19 protein-coding genes and 1 rRNA gene are annotated in these 23,353 nt (G+C 33.9%); 9 read left to right on the top strand and 11 right to left on the bottom strand.

The annotated features are described in order from the left end of the window. Positions 1-2: 2 nt before the first annotated feature. Positions 3-117: ribosomal RNA gene (rrf, locus tag SH09_RS09580) — 5S ribosomal RNA — on the top strand. 935 nt (positions 118-1,052) lie between these two features. Here rrf and ilvA read toward each other — a convergent pair. The 9 genes from ilvA to ilvD form a co-directional block, all read right to left on the bottom strand. After that, on the bottom strand, positions 1,053-2,321 hold the full coding sequence (gene ilvA, locus SH09_RS09575; protein ID WP_042739426.1) for a threonine ammonia-lyase IlvA: 1,269 nt from the start codon (positions 2,319-2,321) through the stop codon (positions 1,053-1,055). Positions 2,322-2,347: 26 nt separating this feature from the next. Beyond that, positions 2,348-2,923 carry a 3-isopropylmalate dehydratase small subunit gene (leuD, locus tag SH09_RS09570; protein WP_042739425.1) on the bottom strand — a complete coding sequence of 192 codons (576 nt, stop codon included), beginning with the start codon at positions 2,921-2,923 and terminating at the stop codon, positions 2,348-2,350. Position 2,924: 1 nt separating this feature from the next. After that, entirely contained in the window at positions 2,925-4,295 is a 1,371-nt protein-coding gene (leuC, locus tag SH09_RS09565) for a 3-isopropylmalate dehydratase large subunit (RefSeq protein ID WP_042739424.1), read from the bottom strand. 16 nt (positions 4,296-4,311) lie between these two features. Then, entirely contained in the window at positions 4,312-5,352 is a 1,041-nt protein-coding gene (gene leuB, locus SH09_RS09560) for a 3-isopropylmalate dehydrogenase (RefSeq protein WP_042739423.1), read from the bottom strand. Beyond that, positions 5,349-6,884: a 2-isopropylmalate synthase gene (locus tag SH09_RS09555; RefSeq protein WP_042739422.1), complete on the bottom strand. Its 1,536-nt coding sequence runs from the start codon at positions 6,882-6,884 to the stop codon at positions 5,349-5,351. The genes leuB and SH09_RS09555 overlap by 4 nt, the downstream gene beginning before the upstream one ends. A gap of 183 nt (positions 6,885-7,067) precedes the next feature. Then, a complete protein-coding gene (gene ilvC / locus SH09_RS09550) occupies positions 7,068-8,072 on the bottom strand; it encodes a ketol-acid reductoisomerase (protein WP_042739421.1) in 1,005 nt (334 codons plus the stop codon). 52 nt (positions 8,073-8,124) lie between these two features. After that, positions 8,125-8,598: an acetolactate synthase small subunit gene (gene ilvN, locus SH09_RS09545; protein WP_042739420.1), complete on the bottom strand. Its 474-nt coding sequence runs from the start codon at positions 8,596-8,598 to the stop codon at positions 8,125-8,127. Continuing rightward, the gene (ilvB, locus tag SH09_RS09540; RefSeq protein ID WP_042739419.1) at positions 8,595-10,385 is read right to left on the bottom strand and encodes a biosynthetic-type acetolactate synthase large subunit; all 1,791 of its coding nucleotides are present in this window, start codon (positions 10,383-10,385) and stop codon (positions 8,595-8,597) included. The genes ilvN and ilvB overlap by 4 nt, the downstream gene beginning before the upstream one ends. Before the next feature lie 12 nt (positions 10,386-10,397). After that, complete coding sequence (ilvD, locus tag SH09_RS09535) at positions 10,398-12,086, bottom strand: dihydroxy-acid dehydratase (RefSeq protein WP_042739418.1); 1,689 nt, start codon at positions 12,084-12,086, stop codon at positions 10,398-10,400. Positions 12,087-12,761: 675 nt separating this feature from the next. Here ilvD and tsaE point away from each other — a divergent pair. From tsaE to SH09_RS09510, 5 genes are all read left to right on the top strand, one after another. Beyond that, positions 12,762-13,223: a tRNA (adenosine(37)-N6)-threonylcarbamoyltransferase complex ATPase subunit type 1 TsaE gene (tsaE, locus tag SH09_RS09530; RefSeq protein ID WP_042739417.1), complete on the top strand. Its 462-nt coding sequence runs from the start codon at positions 12,762-12,764 to the stop codon at positions 13,221-13,223. Beyond that, on the top strand, positions 13,204-13,866 hold the full coding sequence (gene tsaB / locus SH09_RS09525; protein WP_042739416.1) for a tRNA (adenosine(37)-N6)-threonylcarbamoyltransferase complex dimerization subunit type 1 TsaB: 663 nt from the start codon (positions 13,204-13,206) through the stop codon (positions 13,864-13,866). The genes tsaE and tsaB overlap by 20 nt, the downstream gene beginning before the upstream one ends. 11 nt (positions 13,867-13,877) lie before the next feature. Continuing rightward, a complete protein-coding gene (gene rimI, locus SH09_RS09520; protein WP_371663842.1) occupies positions 13,878-14,303 on the top strand; it encodes a ribosomal protein S18-alanine N-acetyltransferase in 426 nt (141 codons plus the stop codon). After that, complete coding sequence (gene tsaD, locus SH09_RS09515; RefSeq protein ID WP_042739414.1) at positions 14,296-15,318, top strand: tRNA (adenosine(37)-N6)-threonylcarbamoyltransferase complex transferase subunit TsaD; 1,023 nt, start codon at positions 14,296-14,298, stop codon at positions 15,316-15,318. Before rimI ends, tsaD begins: the two co-directional genes overlap by 8 nt. Positions 15,319-15,490: 172 nt before the next feature. Next, positions 15,491-15,913, top strand: coding sequence for a VOC family protein (locus SH09_RS09510; protein ID WP_042739413.1), 423 nt, complete (start codon positions 15,491-15,493; stop codon positions 15,911-15,913). A gap of 245 nt (positions 15,914-16,158) precedes the next feature. Here SH09_RS09510 and SH09_RS09505 read toward each other — a convergent pair whose 3' ends face one another. Together SH09_RS09505 and SH09_RS09500 are read right to left on the bottom strand one after the other, a co-directional pair. Then, a complete protein-coding gene (locus tag SH09_RS09505) occupies positions 16,159-17,751 on the bottom strand; it encodes a MutS-related protein (RefSeq protein ID WP_042739412.1) in 1,593 nt (530 codons plus the stop codon). Positions 17,752-18,114: 363 nt separating this feature from the next. After that, positions 18,115-20,043, bottom strand: coding sequence for an ABC-F family ATP-binding cassette domain-containing protein (locus SH09_RS09500; RefSeq protein WP_042739411.1), 1,929 nt, complete (start codon positions 20,041-20,043; stop codon positions 18,115-18,117). Between the two features lie 146 nt (positions 20,044-20,189). Here SH09_RS09500 and SH09_RS09495 point away from each other — a divergent pair, with 146 nt between their 5' ends. The 3 genes from SH09_RS09495 to SH09_RS09485 all read left to right on the top strand — a co-directional run bounded on the left by SH09_RS09495 (position 20,190) and on the right by SH09_RS09485 (position 23,277). Continuing rightward, complete coding sequence (locus SH09_RS09495) at positions 20,190-20,837, top strand: redox-sensing transcriptional repressor Rex (RefSeq protein WP_107512835.1); 648 nt, start codon at positions 20,190-20,192, stop codon at positions 20,835-20,837. A gap of 195 nt (positions 20,838-21,032) precedes the next feature. Then, positions 21,033-22,025, top strand: coding sequence for a glycoside hydrolase family 43 protein (locus SH09_RS09490; RefSeq protein ID WP_042739409.1), 993 nt, complete (start codon positions 21,033-21,035; stop codon positions 22,023-22,025). After that, on the top strand, positions 22,018-23,277 hold the full coding sequence (locus tag SH09_RS09485) for an oligosaccharide MFS transporter (protein WP_235307496.1): 1,260 nt from the start codon (positions 22,018-22,020) through the stop codon (positions 23,275-23,277). Before SH09_RS09490 ends, SH09_RS09485 begins: the two co-directional genes overlap by 8 nt. Positions 23,278-23,353: the final 76 nt, after the last annotated feature.

The following is a 23,353-nucleotide window of genomic DNA, read 5'->3' as shown; positions in this document are numbered from 1 at the left end:
TGTCTGGTGACAATGGCAAGGAGGTCACACCTGTTCCCATGCCGAACACAGAAGTTAAGCTCCTTAGCGCCGATGGTAGTCGGACTTACGTTCCGCAAGAGTAGGACGTTGCCAGGCAAGCAGAGATGCGATGAGCCGAGACCGTGAGGTCTCTTTTTTTTGCTTTAAAAGAGCTTAACTTCTGAATCACACTGACAAGTAGAAAGTGTTTGAAGCTGACGAATTGAGCGAACGACGACTTGAACTTACATGCGGTAAGTGAAAGAGGAGAAAGAGAAAATGAGGAAAGATGCGAGCACTTGGCTACATGTCAGAAAAGCTCCATAGCGCCGATGGTAATCAGACTTACGTTCCGCAAGAGTAGGGTAGTGGAATATAAGAGCTAAAGCGCTTATATAAGTACCACTAAACTAAAAACGAAGTAAAAAGAAAAGCTTAATATAAAGATTAATAGTGATGATGTAAAAAAAACTGTAATAAGTGGTACTATACAGGCAAGCAGAGATGCGATGAGCCGAGACCGTGAGGTCTCTTTTTTTTGCTTTAAAAGAGCTTAACTTCTGAATCACACTGACAAGTAGAAAGCGTTTGAAGCTGACGAATTGAGCGAACGACGACTTGAACTTACACGCGGTAAGTGAAAGAGGAGAAAGAGAAAATGAGGAAAGATGCGAGCGCTTGGCTACATGTCAGAAAAGCTCCATAGTGCCGATGGTAGCAGACTTTCGTTCCGCAAGAGTAGGGTAGTGGAATATAAGAGCTAAAGCGCTTATATAAGTACCACTAAACTAAAAACGAAGTAAAAAGAAAAGCTTAATATAAAGATTAATAGTGATGATGTAAAAAAAGCTGTAATAAGTGGTACTATACAGGCAAGCAGAGAATGAAATGTCTCTTTTTTTAGATCCAAGGAGCTTATCTTCTCAATCACTAGAAGAAAGTAAAAGGTACTAAAAAACGAATGTTACTATAAAAATGGTTTTTACAAATTAAAAAGAGCAATCATTTATATTGAAATGATTGCTCTTTTTATGAAAAAACGCTAATTAGTATTAAATAAGAAGTGAGTAAAGCATTTTATTTTCGTTAATATAAATATTTGAAGGATCAAAATCATCTACATTGGCTTTAAGTTGATCTAAATCGTTATGTTCATAAAGTTGTATACCAATAATAACCGTACCTGTATTTTGTGATGATTTTTTTAAGTATTCAAATTTTGTGATATCATCTTTTGGACCTAATACATCATTTACAAATTCTCTTAATGCACCTGGTCTTTGTGGAAAGTTCAAGATGAAATAGTGTTTCATCTCTTCGAAGAGTAATGAACGTTCTTCGATTTCTTTCATTCTATTGATGTCATTGTTACCACCACTAACGACACAAACAACTGATTTTCCTTTGATTTCTGATTTGTATTGTTCTAAGGCACTTACACTTAATGCACCTGCTGGTTCTGCAATAATTGCCTGTTTTGAGTACATATCTAAAATTGTGCTACACACAGCACCTTCATGTACTTGAACATAATCATCTACAACATTTTTTGCAATGTCATAAGTGATTTCACCGACACGTGCAACTGAAGCGCCATCGACAAACTTATCAATATTAGGTAATGTTACGATTTGATTTTCTAATACAACAGAGGCATACATACTACTAGCTCCAGCTGGTTCAACACCAACAATGGATGTGTTAGGTGAATGTTCTTTAAAGTATGTGCCAACACCTGAAATTAAACCGCCACCACCAATTGCTGCAAATAAGTAATCAAATTTGACATTATCTTCTTTAGATTGATTAAGGATTTCCTTTGCAAGTGTACCTTGTCCTGCAATTGTATATATATTATTAAAAGGATCAATAAAGTTCATTTGATGTTCTTGTGTATAGGTAAGTGCTTCTTTCAAACAATCATCAAAAGTATCACCTGTAAGAACGACTTCTACATTTGTGCCACCGAAAAATTTAACTTGGTTAATTTTTTGTAGTGGTGTCGTCACAGGCATAAAGATTACTGCATTTAAATTTAATTTGCTAGCAGTAAACGCTACGCCCTGAGCATGATTACCTGCACTTGCACAAGTAATTCCATTTTGTCGTTCTTCTTCTTTTAAAGTAATGATTGCATTATATGCGCCTCTTAATTTGAAAGAACGTACCCATTGTAAGTCTTCACGTTTTAAATATACATCGCACTCATATTTATGAGAGAGATAATGATCTTTTTGAAGAGGGGTTTCTTTCACTATATCTTTTAATTGTAAGAAAGCTTCATCAATATCTTTAGAAGAAACAGTTGTTTTTACAGTCATAAGTTTCACACCTTTATTTAATAAGATTAAAATGTTTTTGTTTTTTCATAAGATTTAATTTGTTCTTCATATTCTAAAGTAATTGCTATATCATCTAAACCTTTAACAAGTTTGTTTTTCCAAGTATCATCAATATCAAAGTGGAATGATTTTTCTGATGTATAAACGGTTTGATTAGGTAAATCTACAGTAATTTCTTTAGCTTCTGCTAGATATTTTCTTGCAGGCTCATCTAGAACGATAGGCAACATGGCGTTCTTAGTACAATTCATATAGAAAATATCACTATAACCACCTGCAATAATAATATCAAATCCGTAATCTTTTAGTGCCCATGCTGCATGTTCACGACTTGAACCACAACCAAAGTTATCACCAGTAATCAAAATGCTCGCACCTTGATACTCTGGTTTATTTGGATTAAAGTCTGGATTATCAGAACCGTCATCTAAATAGCGCCATTCATCGAATGCAAATGGTCCAAACCCTGTTTTTGAAATTCGTTTCAAATGTGCTTTAGGAATAATTTGATCTGTATCAATATTATCATTAAATAATGGTACAACCTTTCCTGTATAAGTAGTAATCGGTTTGATTTCCATATTAAACAACAACCTTTCTTACATCTACGAATTTACCATTTATAGCAGCTGCTGCAGCCATAGCAGGGGAGACGAGATGTGTTCTCGCACCTTTACCTTGTCTACCTTCAAAGTTTCGGTTACTCGTTGAAGCACAGTGTACTCCGGTAGGAACTTGATCCGGATTCATACCTAAACACATTGAACAACCAGGTTCTCTCCAATCAAATCCTGCATCTTTAAAGACTTTATCTAGACCTAGTTTTTCAGCTTCAATTTTTACAGTACGTGAACCAGGCACAACAATAGCGGTAATATTTGGATGTACTTTATTACCTTTGACAATTTCACTAGCTTCAACTAGGTCTGATAGTCTTGCATTAGTACATGAACCCAAGAACACATAACCAAGTTCAATATCTTCAGCTTTTTGACCTGGTTTCAAATCCATATAATTATATGCACGTTCATCGTTAACATTTTGAATTTCTGGGAAAGGTTCATTGAAACTCACTCCCATTTCTGGATTTGTTCCCCAAGTAACTTGTGGTTCTAAATTAGTAACATCTAAAGTGATAACTTTGTCAAATTGTGCATCATCATCTGTGTAAAGCTCTTTCCACTCATCTATTGAATATTCATAATTAGTTGCATAAGGACGACCTTTTACATATTCAAATGTAATATCATCTGGTTGCATCATGCCATATTTTGCACCGGCCTCAATGGCCATGTTACAAATCGTCATACGCGCTTCCATAGAAAGTGATCGAATTGTCTCACCAGTAAATTCCAATGCATAACCCGTTCCAAAGTCAACACCATACTGGCTAATAAGATAGAGAATGATATCCTTAGCATAAACACCAGTAGGAAGTTTCCCTGTAACGTCAATTTTTAAATTTTTTGGTTTAGTTTGCCAAAGTGTTTGAGTTGCAAAAACATGTTCAACTTCACTTGTACCGATTCCAAATGCAATAGCGCCAAATGCACCATGTGTTGCAGTGTGAGAATCGCCACATACGATTGTTTTACCAGGTTGAGTTAATCCTGTTTCTGGTCCAACCATATGCACTATACCTTGTTCGTCAGAACCCATATCAAATATATGAACACCAAACTCTTTAGCATTTTTTTGCAAAGTTGTAATTTGTTTGTTTGCAATCTCATCCTTAATATTAAAAATATCTATTGTTGGTACGTTATGATCAAGTGTCGCGTACGTTAAATCCGGACGACGTAGTTTACGATTTTGAAGACGCAAACCTTCAAATGCTTGAGGAGATGTAACTTCATGTATTAGATGCAAATCAATGTATAATAACTGTGGGTCACCTTCTTTACCAGTTAAGACATGTTTATTCCAAACTTTATCAAATAGTGTTTTACCCATATGACATCTCCTCCTTTTATAGATTTTCTTTTACAAAATTAAATATTTCAGATGTTTTATAATGACCATTTAGGTCTTGGGTTGTCTTGCCTTCTTTAATTAATTGATAAATTACAGTTTCAAGTTTTGTAGCTGCTTCATTTTCATTAAGACTCTCTCGTAAACACATTACAACTGAAAGTAGCATTCCAAATGGATTAGCCTTATCTTGATTGGCGATATCAGGTGCAGAACCATGAATTGGTTCATAAAGTCTTGGGCCTTGTTCGCTAAAACTAGCAGAAGGTGAAAGACCTAAAGAACCAGGAATTACTGAAGCTTCATCACTTAAAATATCACCGAATAAGTTTTCAGTAACGATGACATCGAATTGAGATGGGTTGGTAATTAAATGCATTGCGCAAGCATCCACTAATAAATGATTTACTTCAACCTCAGGATAATCTTTCGCAACTTCATCTATAACTTTACGCCACAATTTACTAGAAGATAAAACATTTTCTTTATCTACAGAAGTAAGTTTTTTATGACGTTTCTGTGCTAAATCAAATCCAACTCTAGCAATGCGCTCAATTTCATCACGGCTATAAGTCAAAGAGTCTAGTGCTGATTCGTCATTCCAATGTTTTGGCTCACCGAAGTAGATGCCTCCAGTTAACTCTCTTACTAAAATAAAATCTGTTCCTGCTACGCGTTCTTCTTTAATAGGGGATAAATGACTTGTGCCATTTGTTACTGTAGTGGGGCGAATATTAGCAAATAGACCCAATGCTTTACGTATACCTAATAAACCTTGCTCAGGCCTATTATTTGGATCTGTCCACTTAGGTCCCCCCACAGCACCTAGTAAGATCGCATCTGCATTTTTACAAGCGGTTAATGTTGTTTCTGGAAGTGGTTTGCCATGATTATCGATAGCGATACCACCAAAGTCGTGACTCTCGATTTCATAATCGAAATTGAATTGTTCACTTAATTTTTCTAAGACTTCTAATGAACCATTTAAAATTTCAGGACCAATTCCGTCACCTGGCAATGCTACTATTTTGTAACTCATGAATGTATACCTTCTTTCTTAGATGTATTAGCTGCATATTTTGCATGAGCTTCTACATAAGCTTTACATGATGCAAGTAGGATATCATGGTCGATGCCAACACCAGTGACAATCTGGTCATTAATTTTAAGTTGTACGTGTACTTCACCTTGTGCATCAGTACCTTCTGTAACAGAATCGATAGTATAATCAATTAATTCTGTTTCCTTATTAAATATTCTATCAACTGCATTATAGATGGAAACGATTGAACCTGTACCAATACTTGAATCTTGATAGGTATTACCTTCGTTGTCTTTAATGACTACTACTGCACTTTGTAATCCACTTGAGACAAATTGTAATTGTAATGTCTCGACTTGATAAATTGCATTTTGTTCGTGCTCAGTACCTTGAATTAATGCGTGGATATCTCTATCGGTAACAGATTTTTTCTTGTCAGCAATTGCTTTGAACTGCTTAAATAATACTTTTTGTTCTTCAGGAGAAACGTCATATCCAAGCGCAATTAATTTTTCTGCAAATGCATGCTTACCTGAAAGCTTTCCAAGTGGAAGTTCTGTAGTATCAACGCCAACTAATTGTGGTGTCATAATTTCGTATGTTTCAGGATTCTTTAGAACACCGTCTTGATGGATTCCTGATTCATGGCTAAATGCATTTTGACCAACAATTGCTTTGTTTCTTGGGACTCGAATACCGGCAAATCTTGAAATTAAATCTGAAGTTTGTTTAGTTTCAGCAAGTTTAATTTGTGTTTGGTTATTGTAATGATCTTGTCGAACGTAAAGGCCAAGTGCAACTTCTTCTAAAGCTGTATTACCTGCACGTTCCCCAATACCATTTAAGGTGCCTTCAATTCGTTTAGCGCCATTTTCAATAGCAGCCATACTGTTAGCAACAGCTAAACCTAAGTCATCATGGCAATGTGCACTGTAAATTACATCTTGATTTGTTTTAATTTGATCTAGAAGTGTTTTAAAAATTTGACCATATTCTGAAGGATAACTGAAGCCTACAGTATCTGGGATATTGATAACAGTGGCACCAGCATCAACAGCTGTTTGTACACATTCGATTAAGAATGGTAACTCTGTTCTTGTCGCGTCCTCAGGTGAAAATTGAACAACTTCGAAGAATTGCTTTGCGTAAGTTACATGTTCTTTAATAGAAGCTAATACTTCTTCTTTAGTCATCATTAGTTTTGAGTCGCGGTGGATGGGGCTAGTTGCGATAAATACGTGTATTCTTGGTTTAGCGGCTTCTTTAGTTGCTTCATAAACTGCGTCTATATCGGATTTTACGCAACGTGCTAGTCCACAAACTGCTGTTGTTGTTAAAGCTTTTGAAATAGCTTCAACTGATGCAAAACTGCCTGAACTTGATGCAGGAAATCCTGCTTCAATTATATCGACGCCCCATTTTTCTAATTGCTTTGCAATCTTTAGTCGTTCGTCGAAAGAAAAGTTAACCCCAGGTGTTTGCTCGCCGTCTCTTAGTGTTGTATCAAAAATTTGAATATGGCTACTCATTTTAAACATCTCCTAACATTTGTTGTAATTATTGATAGTTAAATAGCATCCCCTGAAGGTTTTATAGTCGCTTTATTCAATCGTAATGTATAAAGCATCATAAGTGATTTATATTGTTATGAATTTAAATATAAAATGACTTATAATGCTTTAATTACGATGGTTAGCTATTTAAGAATCAAATTATTTTTGAATACTTTTTGATTTAATGAATGGCATCATTTCGCGTAGGTCTTTACCGACAGCTTCGATTTGATGGCCGTGTTGTTCTTCACGTAATCTATGGAATTCTTCAAAGTTATTTTCATTATCTTTAATGAAACGATCACTAAAGTTACCTTTTTGAATATCTTCTAATACAGCTTTCATATTATCTTTAACATCTGGTGTAATTACACGTGGTCCTGATACATAATCTCCAAACTCAGCAGTATTCGAAATTGAATAACGCATGTTTTCCATACCGCCTTCATACATTAGGTCAACGATTAATTTCATTTCATGTAAAACTTCGAAATAAGCGATCTCTGGTTGATAACCAGCTTCTACTAATGTTTCGAAACCTGATTGAATTAATTTTGTAGCACCACCACAAAGTACTGCTTGTTCACCAAATAAATCTGTTTCTGTTTCTTCTTTGAATGATGTTTCTAATACACCAGCACGTGTTGCACCGATGCCTTTAGCATAACTTAAAGCTAAGTCTCTAGCTTCACCACTAGCATCTTGTTGAACTGCAAATAGGGCAGGGACTGCACTACCTTCAGCAAATGTACGACGAACTAAGTGACCTGGACCTTTAGGAGCTACTAAGAATACATCTACATCTGCTGGTGGTTGAATTACGTCAAAATGAATATTAAATCCATGTGCAAACACTAATGCATTGTTTGGTTCTAAATTAGGTTCGATTTCTTCTTTATATACTTGGCCTTGAATTTCATCTGGTAATAAGATCATGATGACATCAGCTTGTTTTGCTGCCTCATTTACAGGGTAAACTTCGAAACCATCGTCTTTAGCTTTATCAAAAGAACTTCCTGGTCTGATACCGATGATTACATCATAGCCGTTATCTTTTAAGTTTTGTGCATGAGCATGTCCTTGAGAACCATATCCCACGATTGCTACTTTTTTACCTTGTAATGCGTCTTTTGTAACTGATTGGTCATAATAAACTGTTGTCATAATAAAATCCTCCATGTTTTAAATAAATTTTTTAAATTTTCTAAAAACTCAACTAAATAATACCTGCTGAACCAGTTCTAGAAACTTGTGCAATACCATATGATGATAAATCGTCTAATAAGTTGTCCATTGTATATTGAGGACCAGATGCTTGAAGATAGGTATAATCATCTTCTTTCTTTAATATAGAGATTAGCGCATCATACGGTTTTATTACTTTTTCTAACTGTGCATTATTAGATGGTGTTTGTAATTTCACTAATACTAATTCTCTATTATAAGTATTAGTATCAGTAATATCTTCGACGTGTATAATGTTTATTTGTTTCTCTAGTTGTTGAATTAAATTTCTTAATACATCTGTGTCAGGCACTTCTGCTACAAATGTTATATCTGATATACCATCTTCTAATGTAGGTGTTGCAGAAAGTGTGACGATATTAAATTGTCGACGTACAAAGATACTCGTTAATCTATTTAATGTTCCTGCTTTATCTCTTACTTTCGTTCTAAATGTTCTTCTCATGATAGTCCCTCCATCTCATGGTTCGCTTTGCCACTAGGTACCATAGGTGTTACAGGCTCTATCGGTGAAATACGTACTTCAATAAGTGCTGGACCGTCATGATTAAATGCTGCATCGATTTGTTGTTCTAATTGTGTAGGATCATCGATTAAGAATCCTTTAACATTATAGGCTTCTGCTAATTTCAAGAAATCTGGTTGATCATTGAATACAGAGTGTGAAAAACGTTTGTTAAAGAACTTATCCTGCCATTGTTTAACCATACCAAGTGTCCCGTTATTTATTAGAACTACTTTAATGTCTAAACCATATTCTTCAAGTATTGCCATTTCTTGATTTGTCATTTGGAATCCACCATCACCAACAATAGATACAACTGTTTTATCCGGAGATGCTAATTTTGCACCAATAGCAGCTGGAATACCAAAGCCCATCGTTCCTAAACCACCACTTGTTACTAACTGTCCATGAGATTTAAATGGATAGTATTGAGCTGTCCACATTTGGTGTTGACCAACATCCGTAGTAACAATTGCATCACCATCTGTGATTTCACCGATATACTCGATCGCACGCTGTGGTTTTGAAAATGATTCGTCTTCATCTTTACTATATGAAAATGGATGCTTTTCTTTATTACTATTACAGTATGCTAACCAATCATCGTGTTTTATTGAGTAACTTTCATAGTCTAACAATGCTTCTAATGTAGCTTTACAATCAGCAACGATACCTAAATCAACTTTGATAATCTTATTGATTTCAGAAGGGTCAATATCTACGTGTACGATTTTAGCGTTTGGTGCAAATTCATCAGGTTTACTTGCTAGTCTATCGTCAAATCTACTACCAAAGTTGATGAGTAAGTCACATTCTGTTAGTGCCATATTACTAGCGTATGATCCATGCATGCCTCCCATTCCTAAGAAGAGGGGATGTTCATATGGTATAGCGCCTAGGCCAAGCAATGTACTTACTACAGGTAATTGATGTCGAGTCACAAATTCAGTGAATACATCATTTGCTTTTGCATGATTTATACCTGCTCCTGATAAAACAATTGGTTTTTTTGCTGATTTTAAATAGTCACGTAATTTTTGAATTTCATTTTCAGCTGGTTTATCAGCTACGTGGTATCCAGGTAATTCTAGTTCGTCTGTCGTCTGTGCATTTGTTGAAAGAATACCCATATCTTTAGGAAAATCTATTACAACTGGCCCTTTACGACCTGTGTTTGCAATATGAAATGCTTCATGAATAATCTTAGGAATTTCATTTACATTTTTGACTTGATAATTGTGTTTTGTAATCGGTGTTGTCATAGAAAGTAAATCTGCTTCTTGGAAAGCATCTTTTCCAATTCCTGCTGTTGCAACTTGACCTGTAATTACAACAAGTGGTAACGAATCACTATATGCATCTGCAATGCCAGTGATAGCATTTGTAGCTCCAGGACCGCTTGTAACAACAACCACACCTGTGTTTCCTGATACACGTGCATATCCTTCGGCTGCATGTGTTGCACCTTGCTCATGTCTAGCTAGAATGTGTTTTATTTTACCGTCATAGAATGTGTCATAGAGGGGAAGGACAGCACCTCCTGGATAACCAAAGATAAAGTCAACATTTTCATTTGCTAAAGATTCAACTAATAATTCAGAACCAGAACGCATTTCATCTACTGTATCTTGCTCGAGTTCAACTTCGGGCTCTACTGAATGGGCTGCTTCCAAAGAATCAAAATTTTCTGACTTTTCATACTCAAGTGTTTCAATTTGTTTAGACATTGTTCTCACTCCTTAGATAAGGTTTTCAGGTACTTGCATAATTCCACCCGTATTTGCACTTGTAACTAATGCTGTATAACGTGCAAGGTAACCAGATTTAACTTTTGCTTTAAATGGTTTTAAGTCTTGCTTTCTAGCTTCTAATGTTTCAGTAGATACATCAACATCTAATGTACGATTGGTTAAATCAATTGTAATTTCATCACCATCGTTGATTAATCCGATAGGTCCACCAGCTGCTGCTTCAGGAGATACATGTCCTACAGCGATACCTCTTGTTGCACCTGAGAATCGACCATCTGTAATTAAGGCAACATCTTTACCTAACCCACGACCAACGATTGAAGAAGTAGGTGCTAGCATTTCAGGCATTCCAGGTCCACCTTTAGGTCCTTCATATCTAATTACTACGACATGTCCTTCTCTAACAGTATGATTGTCGATTGCTTCAACAGCTTCGTCATGTGAATCGAAACAAATTGCTTTTCCTTTAAATACTTTGATAGATGGATCAACACCACCAACTTTTATGACTGCACCTTTAGGAGCTATATTTCCGTATAAGATTGATAGTCCACCTTGTTTGTCATACGGATTGTCTAGATGTCTAATTACGTCGCTATTTAAAATTTCTTTATTTTCATTATTTTGTCGTAAGGTTTGACCAGTTGCAGTTATTCTATCAGGATGTAATGTACCTTCTTTTTTGAACAATTCATTGATGATTGCAGGAACACCGCCAGCTTCATGAACATCGTGCATTGAATATGATGAACTTGGAGCTATTTTTGATAAATAAGGTGTCTTTTTAGCAATTTCATTAATTCTTGTTAAATCATAATCAATACCTGCTTCATTAGCGATTGCTAATGTGTGCAATACAGTATTTGTAGATCCACCCATAGCCATGTCTAATGCGAATGCATCATCAATTGCTTCTTCAGTGATGATATCTCTTGGTTTTAAATCATTTTTAATGTTATCTACTAATTTGAATGCTGCTTCTCTTATCATTTCACGGCGTTGTTCGCTGACTGCTAATGCAGTACCGTTATAAGGTAATGCTAATCCTAATACTTCCATTAAACAGTTCATTGAGTTAGCTGTGAACATTCCTGAACAAGAACCACAAGTAGGGCAGGCATTTTGTTCCATGTCTAAAAATTCATCTTTTGAAATTGAACCATCTTTAAATGCACCAACAGCTTCGAACATCGAAGATAATGTTAAGGCTTTACCCTGAGAAGATAATCCAGCTTTCATTGGACCACCTGAGCAAAAGATTGCTGGTACATTTGTTCTTACAGATGCTAGCAACATTCCTGGAGTGATTTTGTCACAGTTTGGAATATAAAATACGCCATCAAACCAGTGTGCATTGATAACTGTTTCAGCAGCGTCTGCGATGATTTCTCGTGATGGAAGTGAATATCTCATGCCAATGTGTCCCATGGCAATACCATCATCAACACCAATTGTGTTAAATTCGAAAGGAATCGCACCTGCTTCTCTAATTGCTTCCTTAGCAATATCTCCTAATTCTCGTAAGTGAACATGTCCAGGGACAATATCAATATAGGAATTACAGATTGCTACGAAAGGTTTATTCATATCGGTAGGCTGTTTTAAAGCGCCCGTAGCGTGTAAAAGACTTCTTGCTGGAGCTTGATGATCTCCTTTTTTGATCATATCGCTTCTCATGTTTGATTCCCCCATAAAATTGAAAATAAAAAAACGTCCCAATAATAATTGGGACGTTTTTAAGTCCCATTCAACTAGAAAGAGGACTTAAACTCTTAGTAATTTCTTTACTAAAGTTCCAGTCCTACGAGCATAATAAAATGACTAAAATATTTGAAGTTGTCGGTTGATATTGCATTGTACTTTGCATCATTTTATTATGCTCCTTTCGATAGAATGGTTTATTTTTTGATTTGTTAGAAATATCTAAAAATTTGATAAATTAAATTTACTACATCGATGTGATGATGTCAATAACTATTTGTAATTTTCTTACAATTCAAATAACTACAATTTATTGAATTAGTTATATTATGTTGAAGTAAAGTGACTTAAAATTTGTTAAAATATAGGAGTTAATTTATTAGACATTATGCTTGCTAATTCCTATGATTGACTAGAGGTTAACGCGTAATACACATTTTCTATTATCTAGACGGATGTACTTAATCTAAATTTAGCATGTGATGTACAAGCTGATCAGAAAAATCAATAATGTAATTTATTATAGGTAAGTCATTTAATTCATGGAGCATAATAGTTAAAATGCGCTCAGATGTAAATGTCAGTATATTTTTATTTTGAAATACAAAGTGCGAATAACCATGCGTTACTGACGTGTAAAGGAGTTTAACGATGATTAAGATAAAAAATTTAGACGAAATGGAACATTTTGCTAAAGTATTAGTGAAACATGTAAGTGCACAAGATATAATTTTGCTTAATGGCGATTTAGGTGCCGGCAAAACAACACTTACACAATTTATTGGTAAAGGACTCGGTGTTCGTAGAAATATCAATTCACCAACATTTAATATTATTAAGTCTTATCAAGGAACCGATGTTAAATTACATCATATGGATTGTTATAGATTAGAAGAATCCGATGAAGATTTAGGGTTTGATGAATACTTTGAGGATAATGCTGTAGTCATTATCGAGTGGAGTCAATTTATTGCAGAATTTCTCCCATCAGAATTTTTAACAATTAATATTCATACAATCTCAGAACATGAAAGAGCAATTACGATAGAAGGGCACGGTACGCATTATCAAAAAATAAAGGAGGCAGTTGAACGTGAACTATCTTTTGATTGATACATCGAATCAACCATTATCAGTGGCAGTGGTACAAGATAAAGAAACGCTAAGTGAGATTAATACGAATATTAAAAAGAATCATTCCATACAATTAATGCCGTCGATTAAGCAAGTTATAGCAGATAGTGGTTTAGACAAAAGTGCAATAGATGGTATCGTTGTAGCAAAAGGACCTGGTTCTTATACCGGATTAAGAATTGGAGTAACAGTTGCTAAAACATTAGCCTATGCAATGAATGCTAAATTATACGGTGTTTCTTCATTAAAGGCGCTTGCAGCAACTGCAAAAAATGAACAAGGTCTTATTGTACCTGTGTTTGATGCGAGACGAGAAGCGGTCTATACAGGTGTGTATAAATATGTTGATCAACAACTTGTAACTGTTATTGAAGACCAATATTTGCCAATTACTCAATTACTACAAGCATTACATGAACTGGGGGAAGATTATACGTTTGTTGGACCTGACACAGACCATTTGCAGATACATCTAGATGGTAAATGTGTTGCAAATATACCCCAAGCAAAATATATGATAGAAATGCTCGAGTCACCCGAAAATGTGCATGAATTCACACCAAACTATATTAAATTATCAGAGGCTGAGAGAAATTGGTTAAACCAACAGAACAAGAATTAAATATACGATTTATGACAAAGGACGATGTACCACAAGTATTTGATATAGAGCGGGCTAGTTTTAATGATAGTAGTTGGTCAATTGATGCTTTTTTCCATGAAATTGAAAAGAATGAATTTGCAAATTATTTCATAATTGAATATGATGCACAAATCATTGGATATATAGGCATTTGGATAGTTATTGATCAAGCGCAAATTACTACTGTAGCTATAGATAAAGAATTTAGAGGTTATGGTTTAGGACAATTATTATTAAAATACGCCATGAATTATGCACAATCAAAATGCGATGTTATGAGTTTGGAAGTAAGAGTAGAAAATACGGTAGCACAACATGTGTACACAAATTTGGGTTTTCAATATGGAGGAAAGCGCAAAAATTATTACGGTGAAGGTGAGGATGCGTTAGTCATGTGGGTGAATTTAAATGAATAAAGATACGGTTATATTAGCAATTGAATCAAGCTGTGATGAAACAAGTGTCAGTATTATAAAAAATGGCACACAAATAATGAGTAACATCGTATTAAGTCAAATTGACAGCCATAAGCGTTTTGGTGGGGTTGTACCTGAAGTAGCTAGTAGGCACCATGTAGAAGGTATAACTACAACTGTTGATGAAGCGTTGTTAGAAGCAGGTATCAACATGGAAGATGTAGATGCGATAGCAGTTACACAGGGTCCTGGATTAATAGGTGCACTATTAGTGGGCATTAATGCTGCTAAAGCACTAGCCTTTGCATATGATAAACCACTTATACCTGTCCATCATATTGCAGGACATATTTATGCCAATCACTTAGAAGAGCCGCTTCAGTTTCCTCTTATTGCACTTATTGTTTCTGGTGGTCACACTGAATTAATTTATATGAAGGATCATTTGAACTTTGAAGTAATAGGTGAAACGAGGGATGATGCAGTTGGTGAGGCATATGACAAAGTAGCAAGAACAATTGGTTTAAGCTACCCTGGTGGTCCACAAGTAGATAAATTAGCTGCACAAGGTGCGGATGTATATGAATTTCCGCGTGTATGGCTAGAAAAAGATAGCTATGATTTTAGTTTTAGTGGTCTGAAAAGTGCAGTCATCAATAAACTTCATAATTTGAAGCAAAAGGGTGAAACTATAAATAATGCAGATGTGGCAACAAGTTTTCAAAACAGTGTTGTCGAGGTACTTGTTGGTAAAACAATAGCTGCATGCAATGCATATCACGTACAAAACTTGATCGTTGCTGGCGGAGTTGCTAGTAATAAAGGATTACGACAGTCTTTAAATGAAGCCTGTAAAGAAAATAATATTAGTTTAGCTATACCGAGTCCTAAGTTATGTACAGACAATGCTGCGATGATAGGAGCGGCAGGGTATTATCTATATAAAGAGAGTGCGACTGCTGACCTAGCGCTAAATGGCTTTGGTAATATGGATATTGAACTCTTTTCACAATAAGTTTTTTAAATAGAATTTGTATGCTAGATAAGATAGTTTGCCTTTGTTGCGAACTATCTTTTTAATTTATGCAAAGAATTGTAATATTTAAATTTAGTTAAAATGGGTATAAACATTTTAGTATCAAAATATAAAAAACATAGCAAAGGATAAAAATTAGGGGGACTTATTTATGAAAGCAGTTCAATATTTTAATTTTCAAAATAGCTTAGCGGCATTAAATTTCTATGAAAAGCATTTAGGAGCAACAAATATCCAACGCTTAGGTGGAGACAATGAGATGTTTGACGACATGCCAGATGAATATAAAGTAGATGCGGATTTCACTATGCATGCCTCATTTGAAGTGTTTGGCGAAACATTTTATTGTAGTGATACATGGAAAAATAAAAAAATTGATAACAGTGGTGCGATTGTTGCATTCACATTTGATCAATCAGATGAAGCAGCGAAAAAACGTGCAGTAGACTTCTTTAATAAGGCAGTAGAAGCGGGATGTGAAGCAACGATGCCTTTAGGTAAGACAGAGTGGTCAGAATTATATGGTATGTTTAATGATCCATTTGGGGTTACTTGGATGATTAATGCTGAATAACATTAATTTGATCTTGCATCGATCTTACTATTTAAGAAATTAAATTCAGTTGCAAATTGAAATATAAATATAAAAATTTAAATCAAAATCCAGCAAATGAAATGGCTCATTTGCTGGATTTTTATATTTTTGTAACAGAGTGTCATGTTGTATTAAGTAAGTACACCGTCTTAACTTTGAACTTAGGTAAGAAGTATTTGGCAATTTCAACTAACGTGTAGCTTAATTATTTATACAAAGTAAAGTTATTGTGTTGTCGATTTTGCGCGTTCATAAATAGAATTTGGAAAGTCAGTGATACGTAATAATTCAATAGCATTTCGTGTGTCAGCTTTTCCAGATTTAATCTTATAATCAAAGTCTATTGTGTTACCTGAAATGGATTCATTGAAATGGTAATTGGAATATTGATGATCTAATAGTTCAGATAATTCAATATCGTGCGTTGCAGCAATAACTGTATAACCATCTTGTTGGTCAAAATAATTGAGTACTGCTTCAGACGCTGCTATACGTTCAGTGGTATTTGTTCCTTTAAATATTTCATCTATAAAGCAATAAATATGGTCAGTTAGTGTTAAATCAAATAGGCGTTTGATTGACTTTATTTCGGTCATAAAGTAACTGTCACCAGAAAGAATATCATCTTGGTTAACCATTGATGTATAGACATAACCTGGTTGATATTTAAATATAGTTGCTGTTGCAGTGTGAATAGTTTGAGCTGTAATTAGGTTTAAGGCGATTGCCTTCATAAATGTTGATTTTCCTGAAGCATTTGAACCAGTTAATAAAATATGATTATCAACATTCAAAGTATTTGGTACAGCATTTGGAATTAAGGGATGGGTCAATCCTTCAAAGGTCACTTCTTGATGATTTACAACTTGAGGTAAGCAATATTCATCTAACGTTTCTCGCCACAATGCTACTGCATAATGATTATCTACTTCTGCAACATAGTCATAGCATGCCATGACTTCGGATTCATATTTTTTAAAGCTATTTTGAATGAGATGGAAAACATGATAATCAAACATAAATATTAACTTAATTAACATAATAAGTATGAAGGTTTCATCATTAGAATTAGCTCTCCCTAATAAACCACTGAACTTTCGTGCTACTACAAAGTGTTTAAAATTCACAGCTGTTTCTGGTGTACCATCTATTTTGTGAATATCATAAGCACGTTTAATTACATTTGAAGTATAGAATATAGAATTTAAATCTTGGTCAAATGTTTTGCGAATCGTTCCACTCAATACCATATTAAATAATAGTGAAGCTATGGTAAGTAATAATCCATATTTAGCATTGAATATAGATAATATGAGAAAGATAAATGGTAGGTAAGTACAGGCCATATAAAAATTATTTCGCTGTATGTATGCTAACTGATTAGGAAACAATGGATAAATTGATTTACCTAATTTTGCTAAGTGAATGGAGACATTTTCTCTGAATGATACATTTGATTTAAATCGCTTGATTAATGATTCATTCTTCACTTGATACATTTGCCTTAGAGTAGCGTATAAACGCATTTCACCAATAGAAGTGAAATTAAAGTTTATATTTTGAAATAACTGGTCCATATTTAAATCAGACCATGTTTTATCATCGATTAATTTGTCTGATTGATGCTGATGTTTGAATGTATCGTATTGATAATGATAACGATGGTATGGACGAATAAAGCACTCTAGTGGTTTTTGTCTATACCATAAGTTTTTAATATCATTCTTAAGACGGTAATTAATTACGATATTAGAAATAATCGCAATAATTAAACTAGCTAGAACAAAAGCAATAAAGAACCACAAAATCGTGGGCATGGTGAAACACAGTCCTTTCTCTCTATATAGTGAAGTCCTTTTTTATTATGACATTCATATAAAGAGATAACAATGTGGGTTCTTAATATTAAAACGTCTGAACAATGTCAATAGGGAACGTGCGTACTTATTAACAATAAGTGCATAAGTTGTGGATAAATAAGAAGATTAATGTGGATATGGAGTGTATTTCCAAAAAATCACAGCAATAAAAGTTACTTTTTACCTGTGTATAACTAGGATAACTTTGTGGATAGCTTACAATTCAAGGATTTTTATTGTGTATAAAAAAGTGTAAAATATATCCTATGAAAAAAAGCCAATGTATTAAAATATACATTGGCTTAAGTGTAAGTCAGGATATTATTGTAATAATTCTTGTAATTCTGCCCATTCTGACATAACCTGTTCTAATTTTTGTTCGGTTTCTGCTTTTGCTATTGCAATATCATTTGCTTTATCTGGATTTGAAAAAATTTCAGGTTTAGTGAGTTGAACGTTTAAATCATCGATTTGTGCTTCGTAATCTTCAATTGCTAATTCACATTGTTCTATTTTACGAGTGATTTGTCGCTGTTCTTTCTTTTGTTGCTTTTGATCAATGTAATTATTTGTTTTAGGTGTATTGTCTATTTGTTGTTCTACCTGTGATTGTTCATGCTTAGATTTTAATGCTTCAGTTTCTTCTAGTTTATCAACATAATATTGATAGTCACCTAAATAGAGCGTGCCTCCCGTTGTGTCTAAATCAAATACTTTGTTAGCTAATTGATTGATAAAATAGCGATCGTGGGAAACAAATAACAATGTACCATCGAAATTTAATAAAGCTTGCTCTAACATTTCTTTAGAATCAATATCTAAATGGTTAGTCGGTTCATCCAAAATTAATACATTATTACGTTCCAGCATTAATAGTGCAAGTTGTAGACGTGCTTTTTCTCCACCTGATAAATCATTGATAACTTTTTTTACGTCTTCTTGTACAAATAAAAATCTGCCTAATACTGCTCGAACATCTTTTTCATTCATGGTAGGGTATTGATCCCAAATATAATCAAGAATTGATTTTGTTGATTTAAATTCTGCTTGCTTTTGGTCATAATAGCCAATCTTTAAGTTTGCACCTTTAGTGATGTCGCCTGAAATTTTTGGTTGGCGTTCTGCTATAGTTTTGATCAGCGTAGATTTACCAATACCATTTGGTCCAATGATCGCGATATGATCACCTTTGGTAATTTCTAAATTGATATTTGAAGTGATTGGTTCGTCGTAACCAATGGCTAAATTTTTTATATGAAAAACATCGTTACCCGTATTGCGTTCAAAATCAAATTCAATATTTGCACTTTTAGCATCTAAGATAGGCTTATTAATAAGTTCGATCTTTTCTAACATTTTACGTCGGCTTTTTGCCATACCCGAAGTTGATGCACGAGCGATATTTTTTTCTACGAATGTCTCTAATTTTTTAATTTCTGCTTGCTGACTTTCATACTCTTGCATCTTTTTTTGGTAATATTTATCTCTTTGTTCAATGAATTGACCATAATTTCCAACATAATGTTGTACATCACCAAGTGCGACATCATATATTTGATTAACAATTTTGTCTAAGAAGTACCTATCATGACTGATTATGATAATAGCGCCTTTAAAGTAATTTAAGTAACTTTCAAGCCATTGTGTCGTCTCCATATCTAAGTGGTTAGTAGGTTCATCTAATAGTAGCAGGTCAGGTTCATTCAATAACATTTGAGCTAAAGATAATCTAGTCTTTTGTCCACCACTGAAATCGTTAATTGGTCGATTGAAATCATCTTCCGTAAAGTTTAATCCATGTAATACAGTTTTAATTTTACTTTCATATTGATAGCCTTCTTGTTGCTCAAATTGGTTTGAGATATTTTCATAGCGCGCAATATGTGCTTTATATTCGTCAGTATCATATTCCTCTGCATGTTTAGCTAACCAATCTGTTTCAAATTTCATTTGTTCTTGCATTTCTTTAATATGTTCAAAGGGCTTCGTCATTTCTGCGATTACCGTTTGATTGGTATTTAAAGTCATTTGTTGTGTTAAATAACCCATTTTTAAATTTTTAATTTTTGATATATGTCCAGAATCATAATCTTCGACACCTGCAATAATTTTCATTAATGTAGATTTACCAGCTCCGTTACGTCCAACAATACCGATACGTTCCCCCGTCTTAACTTCTAAATCTACGTTGTTGAAAATATCATCCCCGTCGAATGATTTTGTAATATCGTTTAATTGTAATAATATCATTCGAATTTGCACCTCTCTATTCAAAATCTATTTTACCGTATAAAGCGTATGGATAAAACTATCAGTGTTTATTTTTATATATCATTAATGTATAATGTTGTAGTAATTATTAGATTATTTAGTATTATTATTTAAATTAGGGGGACATGATCTTGGCTAATCAAAGCGATAAGATTCCTCGTGCAACGTTGAAACGTTTACCGTTATACTACAGATTCGTCAATACATTAAAATCAAAAGGTATAGATAGAGTGAATTCAAAGGCAATCAGCGAAGGATTGAATATAGATTCTGCAACTATTCGTCGTGATTTTTCATATTTTGGAGAACTAGGAAAAAAGGGTTATGGCTATAATATCGATAGCTTATTACACTTTTTCAAAAATGAAATTAGTGAAAATGATGAAATTAAAATTGCCATTGTTGGTGTTGGGAACTTAGGTAAAGCATTGTTAACTTACAATTTCTCAATCCATGATGAAATGACAATAACGGAAGCTTTTGATATACGAGAAGATGTGATAGGTACTGAAATCGGTCAAGTAAGTGTTAGTAATTATGCAGATATTACCGAGGTTCTAGAACGTGAACAAATAGATATCGTAATCCTTACTACACCTGAAGATGTTGCGCAGCAAGTAACAGATAAGTTAGTAGATGTTGGAGTGAAGGGGATATTAAACTTTACACCAAGTCGTGTATCTACGCCATCTGATGTGCAAGTTCATCATATTGATTTAGGTATAGAATTACAATCATTATTATTTTTTATGAAAAATTATAGTAACAAATAATTTTAACAAACGAGTTTACTTATTTAATAGAGATAAGTAAACTCGTTTATTTTTGACTTACTTTTTGTTAAAGAAAGATTTCAATATTATCTTTTATTTGTACGGACAAAGATTAAAATATATTGACTTATACGGACAAATATAATACATTGTAATTGTAAACGTTTTCATAAAAAAGGGGTTAAGGGGGATTTTATGGAGCAGATAAACAATCCAATTGTAATACAGAGAGCAGATCCGTTTGTTTTTAAGGAATCAGGAACATATTATTTTACTGGTTCTTATCCGAAATATGACCGTATTGTTTTGAGGAAAGCATCGTCATTGAATGAGCTAAATGAAGCAAAAGAACATGTTGTATGGACTAAAGATTTAGATGGAGAAAAAAGCGCATTGATTTGGGCACCTGAAATTCATAAAATAAATGATAAATGGTTTATCTATTATGCAGCAGCACCAAATGATTACATTGAGGATGATACATTTAATCATAGAATGTTCGTCTTAGAGAATAGTAATGATGACCCACTTACAGATAACTGGATAGATAAAGGGAAAATAGATACAGGATGGGAAACATTTTCGCTGGATGCAACCGTTTTTGAATTAAATGGGCGTTTATATTATGTTTGGGCACAACAAGATATAGAGATACCAGGACACTCAAATATCTATATTTCTGAAATGGAAAATCCATGGACATTAAAAGGGTCACCAACAATGTTAACGATACCCGAATATGACTGGGAGTGTAAGGGTTTTTGGGTGAATGAAGGACCAGCCGTTTTAATAAAAGAGCAACGTATATTTTTAACATATTCTGCGAGTGCAACAGGTATTGATTACTGTATGGGAATGCTTGTTGCTTCTGTAGAAAGTAATCTATTAGATGTTAATGCTTGGGATAAAGTTGAAGAACCTGTATTTACAAGTGCTATTGAAAATGGACAATACGGTCCAGGACATAATTCATTTACAAAATCTAAAGATGACTTGCATGATGTGTTGGTCTATCATGCTAGAAATTATACAGAGATTGAGGGCGATCCATTGTATGATCCAAATCGTCATGCACGTGCGCAATTTATAAAATGGTATAATGGTTGGCCGGATTTTGGTTCACCTGCTCGTGATACGCGTTCAACACCTCATTCTACCAATGTAATTGGAAGTGATGCCATTGATTAATTTAAAGCGTATTACATTTTGGAGATTTGGTGGCATTAATTTCTCTTATTTTGCTATCTGGACATTAATCATTACATTTTTGCCATTGTGGTTAAATAGAGTAGCACATTTAAACACAGCAGAAGCTGGAATTGTATTTTCAACAATGTCTATTGTAGCAATTGTACTTGAACCAATTTATGGCGTCATACAAGATAAATTAGGATTAAAAAAGTATTTGTTTGCATTTGTTATTTTTTGCTTACTGCTAATAGGACCATTTTTTGAATATGCTTTTATTCCATTAATCAATATGAATGTGCTGTTAGGTAGTGTATTAGGTGGTTCATTTATTAGTTTGTGTTTGTATAGTGGTGTGGGGGTCGTCGAATCATATTGTGAAAAATCGAGCCGAGCAAATAACTTTGAATACGGCCATGCAAGATTATTTGGTTCAATTGCTGGCGGTTCGTTCGCATTTATTGGTGGCATTATGTTTGTGAAACAGCCCAATAGTATATTTTGGGTATGTACTATAGTAGCACTATTACTTGGTATTATTCTCTGGTCTGTTAAAGTTAAAGCATTTGAATATCAAAAGGATGATAAAACGAAAAATGAAAGAGCATATGTAAATAAAAATACGATTCTAAAGTTATTTAAAAATAAAAGTTTTTGGGGATTGTGTTTATTAATTATTGGTAGTGCCAGTTTATATGATGTATTTGATCAACAATTTCCTAATTATTTTGTTAAATTTTTTACAAATCAAAGTAATGGGGAATCATTATTTAGTAAATTAACTTCAACTCAAATTTTTATTGAAGCGGTTGTTATGATATTTATGCCATGGATAATTAATAAAATAGGTTCTAAGAATGGCTTATTCTTATTTGGTATTATTTTATTTTTGAGGGTCATAGGTACGGCATTCACAGATGAAGTTTGGTTACTATCATTCTTTAGACTATTAGCAGCGATAGAAATGCCACTAATGTTAGTTTCTATAATGAAATATATCGTAGGTACATTTGATATTAGGCTATCTGCTACAGTTTACATGCTTGCATTTAATGTAGCGAAGCAATTAGGGGTGGCATTTTTCTCTTTAGTAATGGGGAAACTTTATGTAATTATCGGTTTTCAAAACACTTATATTGTTATGTCGCTAATTATTATTGTCCTTGTTAGTCTAGGTGCTTTATTAATGAGTAATGATAAAATAGATTATCAAAAACTTACGATGAATAGAAAAATAAAAAAAGTAAGTTAACCTTATATATATAAACCAAATATATATTAATCAAGCCTCTAGAACATAAATACCTAGCATTAAGCCCATCAAAGAT

It is taken from the genome of Staphylococcus gallinarum (assembly GCF_000875895.1).
Taxonomy (GTDB): Bacteria; Bacillota; Bacilli; order Staphylococcales; family Staphylococcaceae; genus Staphylococcus; species Staphylococcus gallinarum.
This window is presented reverse-complemented; position numbering and strand designations above follow the sequence as displayed.